Origin of the sequence: Ideonella azotifigens (assembly GCF_021043325.1) — a bacterium.
In the GTDB taxonomy this organism is placed as follows: Bacteria; Pseudomonadota; Gammaproteobacteria; order Burkholderiales; family Burkholderiaceae_C; genus Ideonella; species Ideonella azotifigens.
This window is the reverse complement of sequence record NZ_JAJNKD010000016.1, coordinates 76,558-99,566: the sequence shown is the minus strand read 5'-3', so window position 1 is coordinate 99,566 and position 23,009 is coordinate 76,558. Positions and strand designations below refer to the sequence as shown.

Annotated in this window: 20 protein-coding genes; 10 read left to right on the top strand and 10 right to left on the bottom strand. The window is 67.6% G+C overall.

The genetic code is table 11. The annotated features are described in order from the left end of the window. Window positions 1-29 precede the first annotated feature (29 nt). From LRH25_RS25695 to LRH25_RS25685, 3 genes are all read right to left on the bottom strand, one after another. Window positions 30-986 carry an alpha-E domain-containing protein gene (locus tag LRH25_RS25695; protein WP_141289587.1) on the bottom strand — a complete coding sequence of 319 codons (957 nt, stop codon included), beginning with the start codon at window positions 984-986 and terminating at the stop codon, window positions 30-32. 62 nt (window positions 987-1,048) lie between these two features. After that, window positions 1,049-2,485, bottom strand: coding sequence for a circularly permuted type 2 ATP-grasp protein (locus tag LRH25_RS25690; protein WP_141289586.1), 1,437 nt, complete (start codon window positions 2,483-2,485; stop codon window positions 1,049-1,051). Next, window positions 2,482-4,980, bottom strand: a complete 2,499-nt coding sequence (locus tag LRH25_RS25685) for a DNA internalization-related competence protein ComEC/Rec2 (protein WP_231012802.1) — start codon at window positions 4,978-4,980, stop codon at window positions 2,482-2,484. Before LRH25_RS25685 ends, LRH25_RS25690 begins: the two co-directional genes overlap by 4 nt. A 79-nt stretch (window positions 4,981-5,059) precedes the next feature. On the opposite strand from LRH25_RS25685, the gene LRH25_RS25680 reads away from it, so the two are divergent. Further along, window positions 5,060-5,527, top strand: coding sequence for a RidA family protein (locus LRH25_RS25680; protein ID WP_141286211.1), 468 nt, complete (start codon window positions 5,060-5,062; stop codon window positions 5,525-5,527). Continuing rightward, complete coding sequence (locus LRH25_RS25675) at window positions 5,527-6,003, top strand: disulfide bond formation protein B (RefSeq protein ID WP_141286213.1); 477 nt, start codon at window positions 5,527-5,529, stop codon at window positions 6,001-6,003. Before LRH25_RS25680 ends, LRH25_RS25675 begins: the two co-directional genes overlap by 1 nt. A gap of 121 nt (window positions 6,004-6,124) precedes the next feature. On the opposite strand, the gene LRH25_RS25670 is transcribed toward LRH25_RS25675, so the two are convergent. After that, window positions 6,125-7,357, bottom strand: a complete 1,233-nt coding sequence (locus tag LRH25_RS25670; protein WP_141286215.1) for an HD-GYP domain-containing protein — start codon at window positions 7,355-7,357, stop codon at window positions 6,125-6,127. A gap of 202 nt (window positions 7,358-7,559) precedes the next feature. Here LRH25_RS25670 and ubiM point away from each other — a divergent pair, with 202 nt between their 5' ends. Next, entirely contained in the window at window positions 7,560-8,756 is a 1,197-nt protein-coding gene (gene ubiM / locus LRH25_RS25665; RefSeq protein ID WP_141286217.1) for a 5-demethoxyubiquinol-8 5-hydroxylase UbiM, read from the top strand. Window positions 8,757-8,768: 12 nt separating this feature from the next. Here the strand turns inward: ubiM and parC are convergent, their stop codons facing one another. Then, the gene (gene parC / locus LRH25_RS25660; RefSeq protein ID WP_141286219.1) at window positions 8,769-11,096 is read right to left on the bottom strand and encodes a DNA topoisomerase IV subunit A; all 2,328 of its coding nucleotides are present in this window, start codon (window positions 11,094-11,096) and stop codon (window positions 8,769-8,771) included. Between the two features lie 486 nt (window positions 11,097-11,582). Between parC and LRH25_RS25655 the strand changes: the two genes are divergently transcribed. Beyond that, window positions 11,583-12,854, top strand: coding sequence for a choice-of-anchor tandem repeat GloVer-containing protein (locus LRH25_RS25655; protein WP_141286221.1), 1,272 nt, complete (start codon window positions 11,583-11,585; stop codon window positions 12,852-12,854). 78 nt (window positions 12,855-12,932) lie between these two features. Then, complete coding sequence (locus LRH25_RS25650; protein WP_141286223.1) at window positions 12,933-14,168, top strand: choice-of-anchor tandem repeat GloVer-containing protein; 1,236 nt, start codon at window positions 12,933-12,935, stop codon at window positions 14,166-14,168. 55 nt (window positions 14,169-14,223) lie between these two features. On the opposite strand, the gene LRH25_RS25645 is transcribed toward LRH25_RS25650, so the two are convergent. The 5 genes from LRH25_RS25645 to LRH25_RS25625 form a co-directional block, all read right to left on the bottom strand. Further along, window positions 14,224-14,913, bottom strand: coding sequence for a lytic transglycosylase domain-containing protein (locus LRH25_RS25645; protein ID WP_231012801.1), 690 nt, complete (start codon window positions 14,911-14,913; stop codon window positions 14,224-14,226). A 368-nt stretch (window positions 14,914-15,281) separates the two neighbouring features. After that, window positions 15,282-17,279, bottom strand: coding sequence for a DNA topoisomerase IV subunit B (locus LRH25_RS25640; RefSeq protein ID WP_141286224.1), 1,998 nt, complete (start codon window positions 17,277-17,279; stop codon window positions 15,282-15,284). A 30-nt stretch (window positions 17,280-17,309) separates the two neighbouring features. Beyond that, window positions 17,310-17,753: an SMU1112c/YaeR family gloxylase I-like metalloprotein gene (gloA2, locus tag LRH25_RS25635; protein ID WP_141286226.1), complete on the bottom strand. Its 444-nt coding sequence runs from the start codon at window positions 17,751-17,753 to the stop codon at window positions 17,310-17,312. A 54-nt stretch (window positions 17,754-17,807) separates the two neighbouring features. Continuing rightward, window positions 17,808-18,212, bottom strand: a complete 405-nt coding sequence (locus tag LRH25_RS25630) for a type II toxin-antitoxin system VapC family toxin (RefSeq protein WP_141286228.1) — start codon at window positions 18,210-18,212, stop codon at window positions 17,808-17,810. Next, the gene (locus LRH25_RS25625) at window positions 18,209-18,445 is read right to left on the bottom strand and encodes a ribbon-helix-helix domain-containing protein (RefSeq protein WP_170200775.1); all 237 of its coding nucleotides are present in this window, start codon (window positions 18,443-18,445) and stop codon (window positions 18,209-18,211) included. Before LRH25_RS25625 ends, LRH25_RS25630 begins: the two co-directional genes overlap by 4 nt. Window positions 18,446-18,568: 123 nt before the next feature. On the opposite strand from LRH25_RS25625, the gene LRH25_RS25620 reads away from it, so the two are divergent. The 5 genes from LRH25_RS25620 to bamC all read left to right on the top strand — a co-directional run bounded on the left by LRH25_RS25620 (window position 18,569) and on the right by bamC (window position 22,724). Beyond that, window positions 18,569-19,807: an MFS transporter gene (locus LRH25_RS25620; protein WP_141286232.1), complete on the top strand. Its 1,239-nt coding sequence runs from the start codon at window positions 18,569-18,571 to the stop codon at window positions 19,805-19,807. Then, window positions 19,804-19,932 (top strand): hypothetical protein, encoded by a 129-nt coding sequence (locus LRH25_RS32870; RefSeq protein WP_259374150.1) that lies wholly within the window; start codon window positions 19,804-19,806, stop codon window positions 19,930-19,932. The genes LRH25_RS25620 and LRH25_RS32870 overlap by 4 nt, the downstream gene beginning before the upstream one ends. Next, on the top strand, window positions 19,925-20,518 hold the full coding sequence (locus LRH25_RS25615; protein WP_231012800.1) for a class I SAM-dependent methyltransferase: 594 nt from the start codon (window positions 19,925-19,927) through the stop codon (window positions 20,516-20,518). The genes LRH25_RS32870 and LRH25_RS25615 overlap by 8 nt, the downstream gene beginning before the upstream one ends. A gap of 26 nt (window positions 20,519-20,544) precedes the next feature. Then, window positions 20,545-21,426: a 4-hydroxy-tetrahydrodipicolinate synthase gene (gene dapA / locus LRH25_RS25610; protein ID WP_141288861.1), complete on the top strand. Its 882-nt coding sequence runs from the start codon at window positions 20,545-20,547 to the stop codon at window positions 21,424-21,426. Window positions 21,427-21,536: 110 nt separating this feature from the next. Next, entirely contained in the window at window positions 21,537-22,724 is a 1,188-nt protein-coding gene (gene bamC, locus LRH25_RS25605) for an NlpB/DapX family lipoprotein (protein ID WP_141288859.1), read from the top strand. Window positions 22,725-23,009: the final 285 nt, after the last annotated feature.

Below are 23,009 nucleotides of genomic sequence, written 5' to 3'. Positions count from 1 at the left end.
CCGTGGGCACCAGCCGGCCCGCGCGAAGTTCAATGTGCCGAAACCAGGAAGTCGCGGCTGATGCCCAGGCCCAGGTCGCCCACGCGGTCCAGGAACTGGGTCAGGTAGGCATGCAGGCCGGTGGACAGGATCTCGTCGATGCGGGCGAATTCAAGGTCGCAGCGCAGCCGGCCGGCGCGGCGCAGCGTCTCGCCCGATTGTTCGTTGGACACCAGCTTCAGGTTGGTGACGACCTCGTTCAGGCAGGCGGCCAGCGAGCGTGGCATGTCCGGCCGCAGGATCAGCAGCTCGGCCACCTTGTCCGGCTGGATCACGTTGCGGTAGACCTTGCGGTAGATCTCGAAGGCCGAGACCGAGCGCAGGATGGCCGACCAGTGATAGAAGTCGTACTCGCTGTCGCGCTCGTCGGCGGCGCCGTAGAAGTCGCTCTCCACCGCGTGGAACTTCACGTCCAGCAGGCGGGCGGTGTTGTCGGCCCGCTCCAGGAAGGAGCCGATGCGGATGAAGTAGAAGGCTTCATCCTGCAGCATGGTGCCCACCGTCACCCCACGCGACAGGTGCGAGCGGAACTTGACCCACTCGAACACCGAGGACGGGTCGCGCGCCATTACGCCGTCGGCCAGCATGCGGTTGAACTCCAGCCAGGTCTGGTTGGTCGTCTCCCAGGCCTCGGTGGTCAGGGAGCCGCGCACCGCGCGGGCGTTTTCACGCGCCGCCCGCAGGCAGCTGAGGATGGACGAGGGGTTGCGCTCGTCGCGCACCATGAAGTCCTTGACCTGCCGCGGGTGGATCGCCCCGTAGCGGTTGTTGTAGTCGTGCGTCAGCTCGGAGATGCTGAGCAGCCCGCGCCAGCCTTGCTCGGCCACCGCGGCCGACTGCGGCAGCAGCGAGCTCTGGTAGTTGACGTCCAGCATGCGGGCGGTGTTCTCGGCGCGCTCCATGTAGCGCGCCATCCAGAACAAATGGTCGGCAGTTCGAGAAAGCATGTGTGATCCGTTTGTAGCCTTGTTCCGGGAGTCGCTTCAAAAGCGTTGTCAATGTCGAGGGATCAGTCCTCCAGCACCCAGGTGTCCTTGGTACCACCGCCTTGTGAAGAGTTGACGACCAGAGAGCCTTCCTTGAGCGCCACGCGCGTCAGGCCACCCGGCACCATCTGCACTTCCTTGGCGCCAGACAGCACAAACGGCCGCAGGTCGATGTGGCGCGGCGCAATGCCGGACTCGACGAAGGTCGGGCAGGTCGACAGGCTCAGCGTGGGCTGGGCGATGTAGTTGCTCGGATTGGCGATCAGGTGAGCCCGGAAGTCCTCGATCTCGGCCTTGGTGGCCGCCGGGCCGACCAGCATGCCGTAGCCGCCTGCGCCGTGCACTTCCTTGACCACCAGGTCCGGCAGGTGGTCCAGCACGTACTTCAGGTCGTCCGGCTCGCGGCACAGGTGCGTGGGCACGTTGTTCAGGATGGGCTTTTCACCCAGGTAGAACTCGACCATCTTGGGCACGTAGGGGTAGATGGACTTGTCGTCCGCCACACCCGTGCCCACCGCGTTCGACAGCGTGACATTGCCCGCCTTGTAGGCCTCGATCAGGCCGGCGCAGCCCAGCGTGGAGTTGGGGCGGAACACGTCCGGGTCCAGGAAGTCGTCGTCCAGCCGGCGGTAGATCACGTCGACCCGCTTCGGGCCTTGCGTGGTGCGCATGAAGACGAACTTGTCCTTGACGAACAAGTCCTGGCCCTCGACCAGCTCCACACCCATCTGCTGGGCCAGGAAGGCGTGCTCGAAGTAGGCCGAGTTGTACATGCCCGGCGTGAGCACCACCACGGTCGGATCGTTGACGCCGCTGGGGGCGACGCTGCGCAGCGTTTCCAGCAACAGGTCGGGGTAGTGGGCCACCGGGGCGACGCGGTGGTCGGAGAACAGATCCGGGAACAGCCGCATCATCATCTTGCGGTTTTCCAGCATGTAGCTGACACCGCTGGGCACGCGCAGGTTGTCTTCCAGCACGTAGTAGCTGCCGGAGCCATCGGGGTTGGCGGCACGCACGATGTCGATGCCGGCAATGTGCGAGTACAGCCCGTGCGGCACGTCCACGCCCATCATTTCGGGGCGGAACTGCGCGTTGTGGGTGATCTGCTCGGCGGGCACGATGCCGGCCTTCAGGATCTCCTGGCCGTGGTAGACGTCGTGGATGAAGCGGTTCAGCGCGGTGACGCGCTGCGCAAGGCCTTTTTCCATCTCGCGCCACTCGTGCGCCGGGATGACCCGAGGGATCAGGTCAAACGGGATCAGGCGTTCGGTGCCTTCGCCGGAATCCTTGTCGCCATACACGGCGAAGGTGATGCCGACGCGGCGAAAGATGACCTCGGCCTCCTCGCGGCGCGCCTTCATCATGTCGCCCGGCTGCTGGGCAAGCCAGCGGTCGTAAGTGCGGTAGTGCTCGCGCACTGTCGCGCTGTTCGCATGCATCTCGTCGAAGCTGGGTCTCATTCATGCTCTCCTGCAGGGGAATCCGTAGCAACAACCGCACCAGCCGCGGGCAGAACAGACCCGCTGGCGGCCGGCCCCTGCCAGTGCCAATGGCGCTTTTGCACGTCGCGCGTGCATGTTGCACCATTTGCCGACCAACGCCACGCACCGCAGTGGTCGCTGCGCACCACCGGCACGCGCAGCGCCTGGTAGCGCGCCAGCACCTGCGGATGCGGATGGCCAAAGCGGCTTCGATAGCCTACCTGCACCACGGCCACCTTCGGCCCCACCGCACGCAAGAATTCTTCGCTGGACGAGGTGTGGCTGCCATGGTGTGGCACCAGCAGCACGGTGCTGGCAAGCAGTTCGGGTGACTGCGCCACCAGCATGTGTTCCTGCGCCGCTTCGAGGTCGCCGGTCAGCAGCGCGCTGCGGCCCGCCGCGTCGCTGACCTTCAGCACGCAGCTGACGGTGTTGGGTTTGACGCCGACAAGCTGGGCGCCAGGTGCGGGAAACAACATCTGGAAATGCACGCCGTCCCAATCCCACTGCTGGCCGGCGGCGCAGGTCTCGTGGTGCACCGCCTGCGCCAGCAAGGGGTGCCCAGCTTCCAGGCTGCTGAGCAGGCGCACCTGCGGCCAGCGGGCGAGCAAGGCCGGCGCGCCGCCGACGTGGTCCAGGTCGCGGTGGCTCAGCACCAGCGTGTCCAGTTGGGTGTCGCCCAGCGCCTGCAGCAGCGGCAGCAGCACACGCTGGCCGGCGTCGCTGTCGACTGAAAAGCGCGGGCCGGTGTCGTGCACCAGCGTGTGATGCGCGGTGCGGATCACCACTGCGCTGCCCTGCCCCACGTCCGCCGCGACCAGCTCGAACTCGCCCACCGGCGGCCGCGGCACTGCAGGCCACAGCAGCGGCAACGCCAGCGGCACACCCAGCAGCCGCAGGCGCCACGGCAATGGCAAAGCCAGCAGCAGGCCGCCCAGCAGCCCGAAGGCCATCACCAGCGCGGTGGACTCCGGCACGCCCCAGCTCGCTGCCGGCCAGCTGGCGAGCCACTGCAGCCAGGCCAGCAGTGGCTGCAGCAGCCAGCCCGCCAAGGTCCAGAAGCCTGGCCACAGCGTGCCCAGCAAGGCCAGCGGCGTGATCACGAAGGTCACCAGCGGCACGGCCACCCAGTTCGCCGGCAAGCCGACCAGCGAGATCTGCTGGAACAGCACCAGCGTCAGCGGCGCCAGGCCCACGGTGATGACCCACTGGGCGCGCGCCGCGCGGCGCAGGACCAGCAGCAGCCGCGCCCACCAGTTTGCAGGCTCGGGCAAGACAGCAGGCTCGGCGGCATCGGCCATCATCAGCAAGGCCACCGCTGCGAAGGACAACCAGAAGCCCGGCTGCAGCATGGCCCAAGGATCCAGCAGCGTAACCAGCGCGCCCGTCAGCGCGCACAGCAGCAAGGCCGGCCACGGTGGCCCGAAGCTGCGCAGCACGACCGCCAGCGCCAGCATGCAGACGGTGCGCTGCGCCGGCACGCCCCAGCCCGCCATCAGCGCATACAGCGTGGCAAACACCAGCCCGCCCCAGCGCGCCGCGACCGGCGCCGGCAGCCAGTGCCGCAGCCGCACGCTGCGCCGCCAGCCGGCGCCCACCAGCAGCCCGGCCATCGCGGCGAACAAGGTGATGTGCAATCCGCTGATGGAAATGAGGTGACTGATACCGGTTTGCCGGTACAGCGCCCAGCCCTTGCCGTCAATGGCCGACTGGTCGCCCACCGCCAGCGCCGCCAGCAAGCCGGTGGCGGCCGGGTCGGCCGTGCCCAGCAGGATGCGGTCACGCCAGCGCTGGCGCAGCGTGTCCAGCACTTCGACTGGCTGCCACCAGCGCGGGCCGTCCAGCCGCTGGGCCATGCCAGGCCTGGGCGCGCGCACCGCACCGACCGCACCCAAGCCCTGCTCGAACATCCACAGCTCGGCATCGAAACCACCGGGGTTCATCGCGCCATGCGGGCGCCTCAGCTTCACCGGCAGGCGCCAGGCTTCGCCGGCCCGCAAGGCAGCAGGCGCACCCGCGGTACCGCCAGCCAGTTCGTCTGGGCTGCCAGGCACTGGCCATGAGAGCCACAGCTGCGCAGGGAAACTGTCCAGCGGCATGGGCTGGCCACCGGCCGCCTGCACGCCGCTCACCTGCAGCACAAAGCGCAGACCGTTTGCGTCCACCTGCGGCAGGCCGACGACACGGCCCTGCACACTGAGCTCTGCACCTTCCAGCGCCGGGCTCAAGACCTGCGCCAGCCTCGCGGCGGCACGCAGGCCCGTGCTGCCGAAGGCCGCCAGGCCCAGCCCCAGGGCCAGCAGCAGCACGGCCCGGCGCTGCAGCCAGGCAGCAGCCAGAAAGCAGACCGCACCCGCCGCCAGCAAGCCACCATAGGCCGGCAACGGCCACAGCGCCGCTTGCTGAAGCTGCAAAGCCAGGCCCGCAGTCCAGCCCAGCACCAACAGCAGGACGCCACGGCCCCAGCCTGTCATCCGCCCCTCCCCCCTCGTCTTCTCATGCCCCAGTGTAGGATTCCCGCACCGTCTGTTTTTTGAAGAAAGAGAAGTCATCATGTCCGTCGCCGAACGCCTGCAACAACTGGGCATTGCGCTGCCGCCCGTGGCCATTCCGGCTGCCGCCTATGTGCCCTTCGTGCAGACCGGCTCGCTGGTCTTCATCTCCGGCCACATTGCCAAGAAGCCCGATGGCCAGCCCTGGGTCGGCCAGCTCGGCGTGAACATGGCCACAGAAGAAGGCCAGGCCGCGGCGCGCTCCATCGCCATCGAGCTGATGGGCACGCTGAGCGCCGCGGTCGGTGGCGACCTGTCTCGCGTCAAGCGCATCGTCAAGGTCATGAGCCTGGTCAACTCCGCGCCCACCTTCACCGAGCAGCACCTGGTGACCAACGGCTGCTCCGAGCTGCTGGGCGAAGTGTTCGGCCCGGAGGTCGGCGCGCATGCGCGCAGCGCGTTTGGCGTGGCGCAGATTCCGCGCGGCGCCTGCGTCGAGATCGAACTGATCGCCGAGATCCAAGCCTGATGGCCCGCGGCAGACAAGCCGCCAGCCAGTGGCTGGTGCTGGTGGCGCTGCTGTGCTTCGGCGCGGTCGGCTTCGCGCTGTTTGCCCAGTACAGGCTGGACATGCTGCCCTGCCCTTGGTGCACGCTGCAGCGGCTGATCTTCCTGGTGATTGGCGTGCTGGCCTTGCTGGCCGCGGCCGTGCGCGGGCTGCGCAAGCCGCTGGCCGGCCTGGGCCTGCTGCTGAGCCTGGCAGGTGTGGCCAGCGCGCTGTGGCAGCACTTCTATGCTGCGGCCAGCGCCTCTTGCAACCTGACGCTGGCCGACAAGATCCTCGACAAGCTGGGCCTGTTCGAGCTGGCGCCTTCGGTCTTCGCGCCGATGGCGTCCTGCGCCGATGCAGCCGTCAACCTGCTGGGCGTGCCGTTTGCGTTCTGGAGCCTGGCGCTGTTTGCGCTGTGCGGCTTGATCTGGGTGCAGACGCTGCGCCGGGTCTGAGAGGGCCCCCAGACCTGCCGCTTCGCGTCAGGCCCCCCGAGGGGGATGAGAAAACTTGGGGCGGCCCGGCGTTTTCTCATGAGCCAACGGGCCGGTGCGTGGCGCCGGCTCGCTCGCCTCGTCAGTCCAGCAGCCAGAGCTGCTCGAGGTCGGCAAAGCGCCAGGCGTCAGGCACCTCGGGGCCGAGGATGCGGTTCTTGGCCGAGCCATCGGCCAGGTCCAGCACATAAGGCGTGATGCGGTGCCGCTCGCCAATGTCGTAGAAGACACGCACACGCGGCGTCAACAGCGCGCTGCTGTTGAGCGCCAGCACCACGGCCAGGTGCTCTGACTGCAGCCGCACCAGCGAACCCACCGGGTAGATGCCCACGGCCTTGACGAAATGCTGGAACACGGCGTTGTCGAACTGCCCCTTGGCCTGGGCCATTTGCCGCATCGCGTCGCCCGGGTCCCAGGGCGTGCGGTAAGGCCGGCGTGAGGTCACCGCGTCGTACACATCGCAGACCGCGGCCATGCGGGCCAGCACGCCAATGCGCTCTCCCGCCTGCGCGTCCGGATAGCCGCTGCCGTCCACCCGTTCGTGGTGATGCAGGCAGGCGTTCAGCACGGCCGGGCTGTAGCCGCCTTCGGCCTTGAGCATGTCGTGGCTGTGGCGCACATGGGTCTTCATCAGCGCCAGTTCTTCGGGACTGAGCCGGCCGGGCTTGTTCAACAGCTCGGTCGGCAGCGCCGCCTTGCCAATGTCCAGCACCAGCCCGGCCAGCCCGGCTTCGCGCACCATGGCCGGCGGCAGCCCCATCTGGCGGGCCAGGCCGACCATCAGCGCGCACACCGCCACCGCGTGCATGTAGGTGTAGTCGTCCACCGTCTTCAGCCGGGCCACGCTGGCCAGCGCCCCGGGCTTGCGGGACATCGCATCGACGATGCCCTCGACCACCGGCAGGCAGGTCTTGGCGTCCACCGCCTGGCCCAGGCGGGCTGCGTCGAAAAGGCCCATCACGCTGCCCATGGCCTGCCGGCTGACCTGCAGGGCATCGGTGTAGCGAGGCCCCACCGGGTCCAGCGCCGGATGCGGCAAGGGCAGAGGCGAGTCCTCTTCTTCGGCCGGCGTTGCCAAGGCCTCTGCGCCGACGACCGCCACCGCGTCTTTGGCCTCGTCTGCCAGAGGCACGTCCAGGCCGCGTTCGGTGTCGATGACGACTTCGGCAATGCCGGCTTCGAGGATGCGCGCAATGTCCCGCTGGTCACGCAGCAGGAATTTGGAACGCCAGAACGGATGATCCATCCACGAGCCGGTGAGCTGGTGGAGGAACATGCCCAGTTGCAACTGAGGGGAAGGTATGGTCTTCAGCACGAGGGCAGCATGCCACGTCGGCTGTGAGGGCAATCACCGGAAAAGACGGGCGGAAGTAGACACCCGTGCGGAGGCAAGCCCTCTTCGAACCGGCCGCGGCAATGCGTGAATGGGTCGTGAGGCAGATCAAACGCCACGCTGGAAGGTGCCGCTAAGGTGCGGTGGTTCCTCACGCGCAGCTCTCGCGCCGAAAGCCTTGCCCATGCCCCACGCCTCCGCCGCATCTGTTGACGTGCTGATCGCCGGCGCCGGCCCCGCAGGACTTGCACTGGCCATTGCCCTGGCCCGCCAAGGCCTGCGCATCACCGTGCTGGAACAGGCGCCCTGGGCCGCATTGGCCAAGCCGGCGGAAGACGGACGGGACATCGCGCTCACACACCGCTCGCGGCGAATCCTGGAGGAGTTGGGCATTTGGCAGCGTCTTCCCGCCGCCGAGATTGCGCCGCTGCGCCAGGCCCATGTGCACGACGGCGGCATGCCGTGGCCGCTGCAATTCGATGCACGCAGCGACGGGCACGAGGCCCTGGGCTGGCTGGTGCCGAACCACCGCCTGCGGGAAGCCGCCTGGGCCGTGGCGCAACACACGCCCGGCGTCCAGGTCGAAACGCAGGCCTGCGTCGTTCGATTTGAGGCACAGCCGGCAGTGGCCGTGCTGGACACTGCCGACGGCCGCCGCTGGCAGGCGCCGCTGGTGGTGGCCGCGGACAGCCGCTTTTCCGCGCTGCGCCGGATGGCGGGATTGCCGGCCCGCTCGCTGGATTTCGGCCGCACCGCCATCGTCTGCCGGGTTGCCCACACCTTGCCGCACCAGGGCATTGCCCACGAATGTTTTCGCTACGGCCTGACCCTGGCCATGTTGCCCATGGCAGGTCTGCAAAGCTCCGCGGTGCTGACCGTGCGCCAGGCAGAGGCCGCTGGCTGGCTGGACATGGACGACCAATCCTTCGCCGCACGACTCACCGAGCAGTTCGGACCGTCGCTGGGCGGCTTGCACCTGGCCGGGCAGCGGCATGCCTACCCGCTGGTGGCCGTGCAGGCCTTGCGGCTGGTGGGCCCGCGCATCGCACTGATCGGGGACGCGGCGGTCGGCATGCACCCGGTCACCGCGCACGGCTTCAACTTCGGGCTCTACGGCGTGCAGACCTTGACACGCGAAGTGGCGGCTGCGTTCCGGGCCTGCGGCGATGTCGGCGATGCCCGGGCCCTGCAGCGCTACGCGGCCGAACACCAGCGCACCACCTGGCCGGTCTATCACGGCACCAATGGCGTGGCACAGCTGTTCACAGACGACCGGCCCGCCGCCCGCGCGGCGCGCAAGGTCGTGCTGTGGCTGGCCCAGGTGTTGCCGCCGGTGCGACGCGCCGTGACGCGCCAACTCACCGGCGCAACACCCGCCTGAGCCTGCAGCCGATCAGCCCGCCTGCACCTGGGTTGGCTTCAATACCGCCTCGACCTTGCTGCCCTTGCGCGCACGCTTGCCCTGGTGGCTGGCCAGCGCTGCGCCCTTGATGATTTCATCCTTGGGCTTGCCGCCGCGACCCGCGCCGATCACGCGCAGCTGATCGGCAAACACGGCCACCGAAACCAGCGGATCCTTCGCGTCCACGTCCATCAGCGTCAAGCCCTTGCCGCCATTGGACTGCAGCTTCAGCTCAGCCAGGGGGAAGGTCAGCAGCCGGCCGCTCATCGCCAGGCAGGCCACGTTGACCTGGGCCGGCGCGACGGCAGTCGGCGGCAGCAAGCGGTCGCTGGCCTCCAGCGTCAGGAAGCTCTTGCCGGCTTTCTGGCGGCTGTTCAGGTCGGCCAGGCGCGCCAGCAGGCCAAAGCCGCCGGTGTTGGCCAGCAGCACGATCTGCTCGGGCACGCCGGCAAAGTAGTGCGCAATCTGGCTGCCGGCTTCGAGGTCGATCAGGCTGGTCATCGGCACGCCATCGCCACGGCCGCCCGGCAGCGTGGCCACGGCCACGCTGTAGACCCGACCGCTGGAGCCGAAGACGTAGAGCGTGTCCACGCTGCGGCAAGGAAATACGCCGTGCAGCGCATCGCCCGCCTTGAAGGCCAGCGTGTTCGCATCGACCTCATGCCCCTTCAGCGCCCTCGCCCAGCCCTTCAGGCTGAGGACCACGGTGACCGGTTCGTCGACGATCTTGACCTCGGCAACCGCACGCTTTTCCTCCTGGATCAGCGTGCGGCGCTCGTCGCCATGCTGCTTGGCATCGGCCTCGATCTCGCGGATCAGCGTGCGCTTGAGCGAGCCGGGGTTGGCCAGGATGTCTTCGAGCTTCTGCTGATCCTCGCGCAGGCTCTTCAGCTCCTGCTCGATCTTGATGGCTTCCAGCCGGGCCAACTGGCGCAGCCGGATTTCAAGGATGTCCTCGGCCTGGCGGTCGCTGAGCCTGAAGCGCTCGATCAGCGCGGGCTTGGGCTCGTCCGCATTGCGGATGAGATGGATGACTTCGTCGATGTTCAGCAGCACCAGCTGCCGGCCTTCGAGGATGTGGATGCGGTCCAGCACCTTGTCCAGCCGGAACCGGGTCCGGCGCTGCACCGTGGCCTGGCGGAAGTCCACCCACTCGGCCAGGATCTGGCGCAGGCCCTTCTGCGTTGGCCGGCCGTCCCGCCCGACCATGGTCAGGTTCATCGAGACATTGGTTTCGAGGTTGGTGTGCGCCAGCAGCACGTTGATCAGCTCTTGCTGGCTGATGGCACGGCTCTTGGGCTCGAACACCAGCCGCACCGCGGCGTCCTTGCTGGACTCGTCGCGCACGGCGTCCAGCACCGACAGCACCGTCGTCTTCAGCTGCACCTGCTCGGCCGCGAGCGCCTTCTTGCCCGCCTTGACCTTGGGGTTGGTCAGCTCCTCGATCTCTTCCAGGATCTTCTGCGAGCTGGTGCCCGGCGGCAGCTCGGTGACCACCAGGTTCCACTGCCCACGCGCCAGTTCCTCGATCTTCCAGGTCGCGCGCACCTTCAGGCTTCCGCGGCCGCCGGCATAGGCGGCGCGGATGTCGGCCGCGCTGGAGATGATCTGGCCACCGCCGGGGTAATCCGGGCCGGGCAGCAGTTGTGCCAGCTCGTCGTCGCCCAGCTTGTCGTTGCGGATCAGCGCGACCGCCGCGGCGGCCACCTCGCGCAGGTTGTGGCTGGGGATCTCGGTGGCCAGGCCGACGGCAATGCCGCTGGCGCCGTTCAGCAGCACAAAGGGCAGCCGGGCCGGCAGCAGGCGCGGCTCTTCCAGCGTGCCGTCGTAGTTGGCCATGAAATCGACCGTGCCTTCGTCGATCTCGTCGAGCAGCAGGCGGGCGATCGGGTTCAGGCGCGCTTCGGTGTAGCGCATGGCGGCAGCGCCGTCGCCGTCGCGGCTGCCGAAGTTGCCCTGGCCATCGATCAGTGGGTAGCGCAGCGAAAAGTCCTGCGCCATGCGCACCAGCGCGTCGTAGGCGGCCGTGTCGCCGTGCGGGTGGTAGTTGCCCAGCACGTCGCCCACCACCTTCGCACTCTTGCGCGGCTTCGGGCCGCCGGGTGCGGCGTTGGTGAACGACAGGCCCATGCGGTGCATGGCGTAGAGGATGCGGCGCTGCACCGGCTTGGCACCGTCGCACACATCCGGCAGCGCCCGGCCCTTGACGACCGAAAGCGCGTATTCGAGGTAAGCCCGCTCGGCGTAATGCGCCAGCGTCAGGCTGTCAGGGTTGCCACCGTCGCCGTCACCGGCAAAAGTCAGGGGAGTCTGTTCCATGTGTTGCCAGCCCGCACATGGGCACGGGTTTCATCAAAGGTCCGGGGATCTTGCCAACGGCGCAGGTGCCTGCTCAGGCCTGCATGCGCCGGGCAGCACATTGTGCCCGCCGGCCATGCGGCCGCCCGAACTGGCAGCACAGGTCTTGACCGCCGCGGATTCACGTGAACCGCAACACACCGACCTTGCAAACCGCCGATTCGGACCGGTTCGGGCCGTTTCGATTCTAGGGGGATGAGCTGCCCCGTTTTGGGACCCAAAACCTCCCGAATGGGGGCGTCGACTGCCCGGGATCGCTCCAGCCTGCACCGAGTCCAGACAAGCGTTCGCCGTAACCGTGCGGAAACGCCTCAATGATGCGCAACATCATGCTCAGGTAAATTCTGAGCATGTTTCATTTGATTACAAGTAGCTCGACAGACAGCCCCTGTCGAGGCGTCGCTTTCCTAAGATGGTGGTTCCAACTCACTTTTTAACGAGACATTCATGTTTCATACAGCATCCAAGGCGCCCTCGGTCAACCCGCGCAACAACGCGCGTCTGGGCACTCATCTGCGCGCACTGACCCTGGCCTCGACCGTTGCCTTGGGGCTGCTGATGCCCGGCGTTGCGGCCTGGGCCAATGAAGCCAGCGTGATCTCCGACTTCACCGCCACCACCTTCGGCACCGCCCCGCTGGGCCGACTGCTGGTCAGCAAGACCAACACGCTGTACGGCGTGGCCAGCGACGATGGCCCTTACGGCCTGGGCGCCGTCTACGAACTGTTCCAGCCGGATGGCGTGCACTGGGCGCGCAAGCTGATCTATGCATTCGAGACCACTGCCGACGGCAAGCAGCCGTCCGCCGGCCTGATCAAGGACAAGAAGGGCAACTTGTACGGCGTGACCGCGCAGGGCGGCACCTGGGGCAAGGGCACGGTCTACAAGCTGGCACTGAACGCCGATGGCAGCTTCACGCACTCGGTGCTGTACAGCTTCCAGGGCTCGACCGACGGCAGCCAGCCGGTCAGCGAACTGGTGTTCGACGCTGAAGGCAACCTGTACGGCACCGCCTCGCTCAACGGTGAACACGGCCAGGGCACGGCCTTCAAGCTGATCGCCAAGAAGAACGGCTGGAAGTTCACGCTGCTGCACGGCTTCACCGGCACCGACGGCGACGGCAAGTCGCCTTCGGGCCAGCTGGTGGTGGATTCGGCCGGTGCGGTGTACGGCACAACGGTGGCCGGCGGCACCTACAACTTCGGCGTGGTCTACAAGCTGACCCCGGGCGAAAAGAACGTCTACGCCGAAAGCATCGTGCTGACCTTCCGCGGCGACAACGGCTTCAACCCGGTCGGCGGCCTGGCCACCGACACCAGCGGCGCGCTGTACGGCACCTCCACCGCAGCCGGCCCGAACGGCGGCGGCACGCTGTTCAAGCTGGCCCCGGCAGGCGACGGCAGCTTCACCTACTCGCTGCTGCATGCCTTCGCCGGCAGCGGCCAGGGCTGGCAGCCCTACGGCGCCGTGATGCCGACCGACAACGGCATCTTCTACGGCACCACCGCGGCTGGCGGCAGCGCCAACGCCGGCGTGGTCTACCAGCTCGCGCCCAGCGATGACGGCAGCTACAAGTACAGCGTGATCTACGACATGGGCATTGCCGGCAACGGCAGCTACGCCGGTCTGGCCCGCATCAAGTCCGAACTGTTCGGCACGATGAGCTACGCCAACGACAGCTGGAACGGTGGCGTCTTCGAAGTGAACCGCAAGAAGTAAGCGGCTTGCATTGGCGGGGCCTGGTCACGAGTCAGGCCCCGCCCTCCCCGTCGTTCTTCATCCAAGAGAGACAGTCCCATGTACGCTTCATCCTCCACGGCCCGCAAGGCCGGCGCACGCTTGCGCGCCCTGGGCTCTGCGGCCTTCTTCGCCGCCGCGCTGCTGGCCAGCGCCACCCCGAGCTGGGCCGCAAAAGGCAAGACCGCCTACAGCTTTGCCGGCACCCCCAACGGCGCCAGCCCCGCCAGCGACCTGCTGGCCCACGGTGGCAAGTTCTACGGCGTGACGGCCAGTGGTGGCAGCGCCAGCCTGGGCGCGATCTACCAGCTCAAGCAGAAGGACGACGGCAGCTGGGGTGCCAAGACGGTGTTCTCGTTTGGCGGCCTGGACAACGGCGCCATGCCGCAGGCCGGCCTGATTGCCGACGCTGCCGGCAACCTCTATGGCACCGCCTACATCGGCGGCAATGTCGGCGCGGGCACGGTGTTGCGCCTCAGCCCGAATGCAGACGGCAGCTGGACACCCAGCGTGCTGCACCACTTCACGGGTGGTGCGGAGGGCTACCACCCTTACGGCGACCTGCTGCTGGACGCCAAGGGCCGGCTGATCGGCACCGCCTTCGAAGGCGGCAACTTCGGCGACGGCGTGGCCTTCACACTCACCCCGGCGAGCGACGGCAGCTGGACCTACCAGGTCATCCACCACTTCCACGAGACCACGATTGACGGCGCCGGCCCGCGCGGCAAGCTGGCCATGGACGCCAACGGCGTGGTCTACGGCATCACCACTGCGGGCGGCGCGAACTTCAGCGGCACCTTGTGGAGCCTGACCGAAGGCACGAACGGCTGGAGCTTCAAGGTCAACGACAGCTTCGGCAGCACGGTCGGCACCCTGCCCACCGGCGGCGTGACGCTGGCCAAGGACGGCAACCTGTACGGCACCGGGCTGATGGGCGGCGCGTTCGCCAACGGCACGGTGTTCAAGGCCACGCCTGGCAAGAGCGGCTACAAGCTGGCCGCGGTGCACGACTTCACCAACGACGAGGGCTTTTTCCCGTACTGCAGCGTGCTGGTCAACAAGAAGACCGGCGTGCTGTACGCCGCCACCTCAGGCGGCGGCAGCACCGGCGGCGGCAGCGTCGTGACCTTGACCCCGCAGGCCGATGGCAGCTATGCCAGCAGCGTGCTGTGGGGCATCACCGGCGGCAGCGGCGCGTATTCGGGCCTGACGACCACCAAGGCAGGCGAGTTGCTGGGCACCACCAAGTACGGTGGCAAGAAGGCCAACGGTCAGGTCTACATCATCAAGCCCTGAGGCTTGGCGGCGCGGGCCGTGGCGGCCTGCCACGCCCGCAGCAGCGCATGACGGCTCAACCGTCCGTGCGCACCATCTTCATCTGGTTGGCCAGGCCTTGCTGGCGCTGCTGCAACAGCGCCCAGTACAGCTCCAGCACCATGTGCACATGGGCCCGGGTTTCATCGAAATCCGGGATCTTGCCGCCGGCGCGGCGCACATTGCCCTCGCCTGCATTCCAGGCGGCCAGCGCCACGTCCACGCCGCCGAAGCGCCGGCTCAGGTCGGCCAGCATGCGCGCGCCGATCATGATGTTGTGCTTAGGGTCGCGCAGGCGCTGCTCCACCGGCCTGGCCTGGGCCTCGGCCTTGGTGGCATAGCGGTCGCCCGTGACCGGCGTGACCTGCATCAGGCCAACCGCACCGCGCGGCGACACCAGGTCGCCCCGGTAGCCGGATTCGACCGTGATGATGGCCTTGAGCAGCTCGGCGTCCACGCCGGTGACTCGCTCGGCCTCGCGCAGCACCGGCTGAATGGCCTTCACTTCGGGGGCGAATTCCAGCCAGGTCAGCAAGCTGGCACTGGCCGTCGTCTTGCCGGGCACGCGGAAGGTGTCGCTGTCGCGCTGGCGCAGCACCTGCGAGTAGCGCGAATCCATGGGCTTGTCGGCAAAGTGCGCCACGCCGGCGCCGTCCACATAACCCCACAGCTCGGCGCGCGCCGTGCCGCTGACGGCGCACAAGCCCAGCGCCGCCGCGGCCAGCAAGGGGCGGGAAGCGCGAGGCAGGTTTCGGACAAGGGCGAGACAACGATGAGCAACGGGACGGACGATCAAAACGGCTCCTGAGGCGCGAAACGTCCCGACACTCGTCTGCGGCTCAAGCACCGGCAGGCGGGACACAGGGACCGCAAGCCCGGTGACAAAAAGTGTCACACCGGCAGCGACCCGTGGCTGTTGCTTGCAAGAAGCAAGCACACGAATTCTAGGAAGGCTGCGGCGACCCAAAGGGCCGGAACAAGCCGGCCAACCCTGGTCAAACCGCTGCCTCACAAGGACCACACGCCCGGCACTGCGCCGAAGCGGTGCGTGGCATCAAGCGGCGTCGCGGCCAGTGCCGCGTTGTGTCAGCGACTTCAGACGTCCACTTCCACGTCGTCGCCGTGCAGTTCCATCAGCTCGCGCCGGCCCTGGGCCTCGCCCTTGCCCATCAAGCGGGTCATGGCGCTGACGGTCCCGGTGAAATCCACCGCGCCGTAGTCCACGCGCAGCAGGCGGCGGGTGTCCGGGTTCAGCGTGGTGTCCCACAGCTGCTCGGCGCTCATTTCGCCCAGGCCCTTGAAGCGGCTGATGGACCAGTTGCTGTCGCGCGCGCCTTCCTTGCGCAGCTTGTCCAGCGTGGCTTCCAGCTCGCCTTCGTCCAGTGCATAAATCTTGGCCGCCGGCTTCTTGCCACGCGCCGCGGCGTCCACCCGGAACAGCGGCGGCTTGGCCACGTACACATGGCCGGTCTCGATCAGCTTGGGGAAGTGGCGGAAGAACAGCGTCAGCAGCAGCACCTGGATGTGCGAGCCGTCCACGTCCGCGTCCGACAGGATGCAGACCTTGCCGTAGCGCAGGCCTGAGAGATCCGGCGAGTCGCTCGGGCCATGCGGGTCCACGCCGATGGCCACCGAGATGTCGTGGATCTCGTTGTTCTTGAACAGCAGGTCGCGCTCGACCTCCCAGGCGTTCAGCACCTTGCCGCGCAGTGGCAGCACGGCCTGGGTTTCCTTGTTGCGACCCATCTTGGCCGAGCCGCCGGCCGAGTCGCCCTCGACCAGGAACAGCTCGTTCATGCCCAGGTCGCGGCTCTCGCAGTCGGTCAGCTTGCCCGGCAGCACCGCCACGCCCGAGCCCTTGCGCTTCTCGACCTTCTGGCTGGCGCGCTGGCGCGTCTGCGCCTGCTTGATGACCAGCTCGGCCAGCTTGCGGCCCACGTCCACATGCTGCGAGAGCCACAGCTCCAGCGCAGGCTTCACATAGGAGGCGACCAGTCTCAATGCGTCGCGGCTGTTCAGCCGCTCCTTGGTCTGGCCCTGGAACTGAGGGTCCAGCACCTTGGCGGAAAGTACGAAGGAAGCGCGCGAGAACACGTCTTCGGGCATCAGCTTCACGCCCTTGGGCAGCAGCGAATGCAGCTCGATGAAGCCCTTGATCGCGCCGAACAGGCCGTCCTTCAGCCCGGCTTCGTGGGTGCCGCCGGCCACGGTGGGGATCAGGTTCACATAGCTTTCGCGCAGCAGACCGCCCTCCTCGGTGAAGGCCACGCACCAGGCCGCGCCCTCGCCTTCAGCGAAGTTCTCGGTCTCGGCCGCGCTGGCATAGTGCTCGCTCTCGAACAGCGGCACCATCGGCTCGGCCGGCAGGGCCTGCGCCAGGTAGTCGCGCAGGCCACCCTTGTAGAGCCAGGTCTGGACCTCCGGGCCGCTGGCCTTCTCGGTCGTCAGGGTGACCGTGACGCCGGGCATCAGCACCGCCTTGCTGCGCAGCAGGTGCATCAGTTCGTTGCGCGGCAGTTCTGCGCTTTCGAAGTACTTGGCGTCGGGCCACACGCGCACCGAGGTGCCGTGCTTGCGCTCGCCCGCAGTCGTCTTGCGCACCTGCAGCGGCTCGATCACGTCGCCGCCCGAAAACACCAGGCCGGCGGCATGGCCTTCGCGCCAGACGTTGACCTGCAGCCGCTTGGCCAGGGCATTGGTGACGCTGACGCCCACGCCGTGCAGGCCGCCGGAAAAGCTGTAGGCACCGCCGGCGCCCTTGTCAAACTTGCCGCCGGCGTGCAGCCGGGTGTAGACGATCTCGATCACCGGCACCTGCTCCTCCGGGTGCAGGCCATAGGGAATGCCGCGGCCATCGTCGTCGATGCTGATCGAGCCGTCGGCATGCAGCGTGACGGCAATGTGCTTGCCAAAGCCGGCCAGCGCCTCGTCGGCAGCGTTGTCGATGACCTCCTGCACGATGTGCAGCGGGTTGTCGGTGCGGGTGTACATGCCCGGCCGCTGCTTGACGGGCTCCAGGCCCTTGAGCACGCGGATGGACGCCTCGCCGTAGGCTTCTGCAGTCGGCGGGGTGGAAGAAGAACGGGTTGCCATGCGGGAGATTGTAGGAAGGGCTGGTCGGACTCAGCCGGCCCGTGCTGGCGCGGGCTCGACCAGTTCGATCGGCAGGCCGTCCGGGTCGGCAAAAAAGCAGAAACGGGCGGCGGTGAATTCGTCGATGCGAACCGGCTCCAGCGAATCGACACCCTCGGCCAGCAGGCGCGCGCGTGCGGCGTCGATGTCGTCTACTACCAGCGCCAGGTGGCGCAGCCCGCAGGCCTCGGGTCGCGAGGGCCGCGGCGGCGAGCCGGGGAAGGAAAACAGTTCCAGCTGGCTGCCGTCCGGCAGCGCCAGGTCCAGCTTCCAGCTCTGTCGCTCGGCCCGCCAGAACTCGTGCACCACGCGCAAGCCCAGCACACGGGTGTAGAAGTCCTTGGAACGCGCGTAGTCGGAGGCGATCAGCGCGACGTGGTGCAGGCAGGTCGCCAGGCTGGTGACCTCAGTGGTGAGCGTAGAGACATCAGACATGCCGGCACCATACCCGAGGCGCGGAGAACGCCCCTCGGCCAACGGTCATGAACCTCAGGCCTGCCGCCAGTTTTCGACATGCAGCCCGCTGACCCGCCGAAACTCCCCTTCATTGGCGGTCACCACCACCAGGCCTCGCGCCAGGCCGCAGCCCGCGATCTGGAGATCGTAGGCACCAATCGGCTGGCCGCGCTGGTGCAATGCGGCGCGAACCGCCGCGGCTGCGACGGCATCCGCGTCCTCGAAGGGCAGGATCGTGATCGATGCGAGAAACGCGTCGATCACGGGCAAGAGCTTCCTGGCCCGCGCGGGATTCAGCAGCAAGCCGTACTCGATCTCCATGCGTGTGACGACGGAGGCACAAAGCAGGTCGGGGGTCGTCGCCTTGATGCGCGCCAGCACGCCTGGCTCGCCCTTGACGAAATCGCTGACCGTGCAGGTGTCGAGCAGGAACTTCATGCCAGCGGATCGGCAGCCGGTGGCAGCAGTTGATCCCGCGCGGCTTCGAACGGGGGCATGTCGGGGTCGCCCATGTGGGACAGCACCACAGCCGGCCACTCGGGCCGGCCCTCACGCCGCAACCATTCCTGCACAGCTTGACGAATCACGGCATTGCGATTCTCGCCGCGCACTTTGGCTGCGGCTGTCAGTCGCTGGCCGGTTTCATCGTCGAGGTAGATGTTGAAGTGCATGGCGATCCTCATCACATATTGATATGTTATACGCCATCGGACCGACCGTCACCCCCCATGGTGACCGAGCCATATGCGGTAAGGCCGGAGGTGCGGAAAGCCACGCTCCGCTAAAGTGCCCGAATGTCTGCCGTGCCCGCCGCCAAGCCTTCCTCGCCCACCCTGTCCATGACCCAGGTCCTGGTTTGCGGCGCGGCCATCGTCACGCTGTCGATGGGCATTCGCCACGGCTTTGGCCTGTGGCTGGCGCCGATCACGATGGAGCGCGGCTGGACCCGCGAGACTTTCGCCTTTGCGCTGGCGATCCAGAACATCGCCTGGGGCGTGGCCGGCCCGTTTGCCGGGATGCTGGCAGACCGCTTCGGCGCGTACCGGGTGCTGATCGTCGGCGCCGGGCTGTACGCGCTGGGCCTAGTGCTGATGGCACTGTCCACCTCGGGGCTGGCCTTCACCGGCAGCGCCGGGCTGCTGCTGGGCATGGCCCAGTCCGGCACCACCTACGCGGTGGTCTACGGCGTGATCGGCCGCAACATCGCACCCGAGAAGCGCTCCTGGGCGATGGGCGTTGCCGCGGCGGCCGGCTCGTTCGGCCAGTTCCTGATGGTGCCGGTGGAAAGCTGGCTGATCGGCCACTGGGGCTGGCAGAACGCGCTGTTCATGCTGGGCTGCGCAGCGCTCGCCATCGCGCCGCTGGCGTGGGGACTGAAGGAACCGAAGGCGGCCGCGCCCACCGGCCACCAGCAAAGCATTGGCGCCGCGCTGCGCGAGGCCATGGCCTACCCGAGCTTCCGGTGGTTGATGGCCGGGTATTTCGTCTGCGGCTTCCAGGTCGTGTTCATCGGCGTGCACATGCCCAGCTACCTGCGCGACAAAGGCCTGGACCCGCAGGTCGCCACCACCGCGCTGGCCTTGATCGGCCTGTTCAATGTCTTTGGCACCTACACCGCCGGCGTGCTGGGCCAGCGCCTGGCCAAGCGCCACATCCTGGCGGCCATCTATTTCCTGCGCTCGATCACCATCGTCATCTTCCTGCTGGTGCCGGTGTCGCCGATGAGCGTGTATGTCTTCGCCAGCGTGATCGGCTTCCTGTGGCTGTCCACCGTGCCGCCGACCAACGCGGTCGTGGCCCAGATCTTCGGCGTGCAGTACATGTCGATGCTGGGCGGGCTGGTGTTCTTCAGCCACCAGATCGGCTCCTTCCTGGGCGTGTGGCTGGGCGGCAGGCTGTATGACCAGACCGGCAGCTACGACGTCGTGTGGTGGCTGGCCGTGGCGCTGGGCGTGATGGCGGCGCTGGCCAACCTGCCGGTGCGCGAGGGCCCCATCCTGCGGGTGCAGAGGCCGCAAGCGGTCGCGCCATGACCCGCAACACCCGGCGCCTGCTCGGCTGGACCGCAGCGCTGCTGGTCCTGCTGCTGACGTTTGCCGCATACCGCAACCCCGCCCTGATGCTCGACCTGGCCACCCAGGTCTGGAACTGTGTCTGAGCCGGTGTTGATGCATGGCGCAGGCGCGCCTTCGAGCTGGGTCACGCGCTGGGCGCCCTGCGTGCCGGCAGGTGCCAGCGTGCTGGACCTCGCCTGCGGTCGCGGCCGGCACGCGCGCTGGTGGGCGGCGCGCGGTCATGCGGTCACCGCGGTGGACCGGGATGCCGAGGCGCTGCACTCGCTGGCGGGCGTGGCCGGCATCGAAGTGGTGCAGGCCGAGCTGGAAGAACAGACCTGGCCGCTGGCAGGTCGCTGCTTCGATCTGGTCGTCGTCACGAACTACCTTTGGCGGCCTCGTTTTGACGCGTTGCTGGACACGGTGGCGCCCGGCGGCCTGCTGCTTTACGAAACTTTTACCGCCGGCCAGGAGACCATCGGTCGCCCTGCCCGCGCGGAATTCCTGCTGCAGCCCGGCGAACTGCTGCAGCGCTGCGCCGGCTGGCAGGTGCAGGGCTTCGAGCAAGGCCTGTTGGCGGCGCCCGCGCGATTCGTGCAGCGCGTCGCGGCGCGCCGGCCCGCTGCGGCGGCGGACCGTCATGACGCGCAGCGCAATTCGCTGCCGGAATGGCCGCTGTCACAAGGCTAAAATCAGCCGCTCTGCAAGGAATCCTGATGACACCGATTGTTGGCAGCATCGTCGCCCTGGTGACGCCGATGCACGAAGATGGCAGCGTCGACTACCCGGCGCTGCGCGCGCTGATCGACTGGCACATTGCCGAAGGCACGGACTGCATTGCCGTCGTCGGCACCACCGGTGAATCCGCCACCGTGACCGTGGACGAGCACTGCGAGATCATCCGCGTGGCGGTCGAACACGCCAAAGGTCGCGTGCCCATCATGGCCGGCGCCGGTGCCAACAGCACCGCCGAGGCCATCAACCTCACGCGCTATGCGAAAGAGGTGGGCGCCGACTGCACGCTGCAGGTCGTGCCCTACTACAACAAGCCTTCGCAGGAAGGCATCTACCGGCACTTCAAGGCGATCGCCGAGTCGGTCGACCTGCCGGTGATGCTGTACAACGTGCCCGGCCGCACCGTGGCAGACATGCAGCACGACACCGTGCTGCGGCTAGCCGAAGTGCCCGGCATCTTCGGCATCAAGGAAGCAACCGGCAACATCGAGCGCGCGGCCTGGCTGATCAAGCACGCGCCCAAGGGTTTTTCGATCTATTCGGGTGACGACGGCACCGCGGTCGCGCTGATGCTGCTGGGCGGCCATGGCAACGTCAGCGTCACCGCCAATGTTGCACCGCGCCGCATGCAGCAGCTGTGCAAAGCCGCGATGGCAGGTGACGCCGCCGCCGCCCGCGAAATCCATTTCAGCCTGCTGTCGCTGCACCGCCAGCTGTTCTGCGAAGCCAGTCCTGCGCCGGCCAAGTGGGCGCTGTCACAGATGGGCCGCTGCCAGAATTTCCTGCGCCTGCCGCTGGTCGAATTGACTGCTGCCGGCCAGGCCCAGGTCGGTGCCGCGCTGCGCGAATGCGGCCTGATCTGAGCACCTTTCAAGTTTGAGCCAGAATCGCGGCCGATCTGGCTGCAGCCGCTTTTGGCGGCCGGCCCTCGTTCCAGCCAAGCGGCGGTCTTGTTTCTGACCGCCGACCGGAGATGTCCCAAGTGAATAAAGCCTTCGCGATCACGGCCGTCCGTGGCGCCGTTTTTGCCCTGATCGCCGCCAGTCTGGCCGGTTGCGGCATGCTCAGCAGCGTGTTGCCCGACGACAAGATCGACTACCGCAGCCAGGCTCGCAAAACGACGCCGCTGGAGGTGCCGCCGGACCTCACGCCGCTGGCACGCGACGGCCGCTACACGCCGCAAAACGGCAGCATCTCGGCCTCTGAGCTGGCAGGCGGCGCAAAGCCGGCTGCCGCTGCGGCTTCGGGCGCACCCACGGTGGCGCTGAGCCAGGCCGGCGACATGCGCATCGAGCGTGCCGGCGAGCAGCGTTGGCTGGTCACCAGCCGCAGCCCGGAACAGGTCTGGCCGCAGGTGCGCGAGTTCCTGCTCAACAGCGGGCTGCAGTTGTCCAAGGAGGACGCTGCAGCGGGCGTGATGGAGACCGAGTGGAACGAGAACCGCGCCAAGCTGCCGCAGGACATCATCCGGGAAAGCCTCGGCAAGGTCTTCGAGAGCCTCTACTCGACCGGCGAGCGGGACAAGTTCCGCATCCGCATCGAGCGCACCGCAAGCGGCGGCAGTGAGGTCTACCTGAGCCACCGCGGCCTGGAAGAGGTCTACAGCGGCCGTGACCGCGACAGCGGCACGATCTGGACCAACCGCCCCACCGACCACGACCTCGAGGCCGAGATGCTGTCGCGCATGATGCTGTCCATGGGTGGCAAGGCCGCAACCACCACCGCGGATGCCGGCAAGGCCGGCACCACGCCCGCCGCCGGCGGCAGTGCCAACAGCCGGCCCACAAAGGCCCGCGTGATCAGCGGCGAACCCTCTGCCACCATGCAACTGGACGATGGACTGGAACGCGCCTGGCGCCGGGTCGGCCTGGCGCTGGACCGCAGCGGCTTCACGGTCGAGGAACGTGACCGCACGCTGGGCTCGTACGCCGTGCGCTACGTGGACCCGAACGAAGCCTCCAAGGACGGCCCGAACTTCCTGATGCGCTGGTTCGGTGCAAAAGACCCGGCCGAAAAAGCGCTGGGCCGCTACCGCATCATGGTCAAGGCCGATGGCGCCAACGCCACCCGCGTCAATGTGCTGACTCCTGCCGGCGAGCCGGACAACGGCGCGAATGCGCAGCGCATCGTCACCTTGCTGGTCGAAGAGCTGAAGTATTGATGCCGCACGCCGGGTAACGGCTGTCGAATATCGAGGGCCCTGCGGGGCCCTTTTCCATGCCTGCAGCGACAGTTAGGCAACAGGTGCCGAAAGGCCAACAGGCAAACCGCGTGCCTATTCTTCGGCCGCGCTGGCCTGGCGGCTCAAGAGTTTCATGTCGGTTTCACAAGATACCGCCACCGCCCGCGGGACGGGATTCAGCAGCGTGGCACGAAACTGGTTCAGGCATGAAAAAAGCCACCCGAGGGTGGCTTTTTTCCAGTCGCCAGAAAGGCGACTCGGCAG

Coding starts and splice junctions, on each gene's coding strand:
- ubiM (WP_141286217.1), top strand. CDS start 7,560: ATGCCCCACGCCTCCGCCGCATCTGTTGACGTGCTGATCGCCGGCGCC.
- LRH25_RS25690 (WP_141289586.1), bottom strand. CDS start 2,485: ATGAGACCCAGCTTCGACGAGATGCATGCGAACAGCGCGACAGTGCGC.
- LRH25_RS25695 (WP_141289587.1), bottom strand. CDS start 986: ATGCTTTCTCGAACTGCCGACCATTTGTTCTGGATGGCGCGCTACATG.
- LRH25_RS25620 (WP_141286232.1), top strand. CDS start 18,569: ATGTCTGCCGTGCCCGCCGCCAAGCCTTCCTCGCCCACCCTGTCCATG.
- LRH25_RS25650 (WP_141286223.1), top strand. CDS start 12,933: ATGTACGCTTCATCCTCCACGGCCCGCAAGGCCGGCGCACGCTTGCGC.
- LRH25_RS32870 (WP_259374150.1), top strand. CDS start 19,804: ATGACCCGCAACACCCGGCGCCTGCTCGGCTGGACCGCAGCGCTGCTG.
- dapA (WP_141288861.1), top strand. CDS start 20,545: ATGACACCGATTGTTGGCAGCATCGTCGCCCTGGTGACGCCGATGCAC.
- parC (WP_141286219.1), bottom strand. CDS start 11,096: ATGGAACAGACTCCCCTGACTTTTGCCGGTGACGGCGACGGTGGCAAC.
- bamC (WP_141288859.1), top strand. CDS start 21,537: ATGTCCCAAGTGAATAAAGCCTTCGCGATCACGGCCGTCCGTGGCGCC.
- LRH25_RS25655 (WP_141286221.1), top strand. CDS start 11,583: ATGTTTCATACAGCATCCAAGGCGCCCTCGGTCAACCCGCGCAACAAC.
- LRH25_RS25625 (WP_170200775.1), bottom strand. CDS start 18,445: ATGCACTTCAACATCTACCTCGACGATGAAACCGGCCAGCGACTGACA.
- LRH25_RS25680 (WP_141286211.1), top strand. CDS start 5,060: ATGTCCGTCGCCGAACGCCTGCAACAACTGGGCATTGCGCTGCCGCCC.
- gloA2 (WP_141286226.1), bottom strand. CDS start 17,753: ATGTCTGATGTCTCTACGCTCACCACTGAGGTCACCAGCCTGGCGACC.
- LRH25_RS25640 (WP_141286224.1), bottom strand. CDS start 17,279: ATGGCAACCCGTTCTTCTTCCACCCCGCCGACTGCAGAAGCCTACGGC.
- LRH25_RS25675 (WP_141286213.1), top strand. CDS start 5,527: ATGGCCCGCGGCAGACAAGCCGCCAGCCAGTGGCTGGTGCTGGTGGCG.
- LRH25_RS25685 (WP_231012802.1), bottom strand. CDS start 4,980: ATGACAGGCTGGGGCCGTGGCGTCCTGCTGTTGGTGCTGGGCTGGACT.
- LRH25_RS25630 (WP_141286228.1), bottom strand. CDS start 18,212: ATGAAGTTCCTGCTCGACACCTGCACGGTCAGCGATTTCGTCAAGGGC.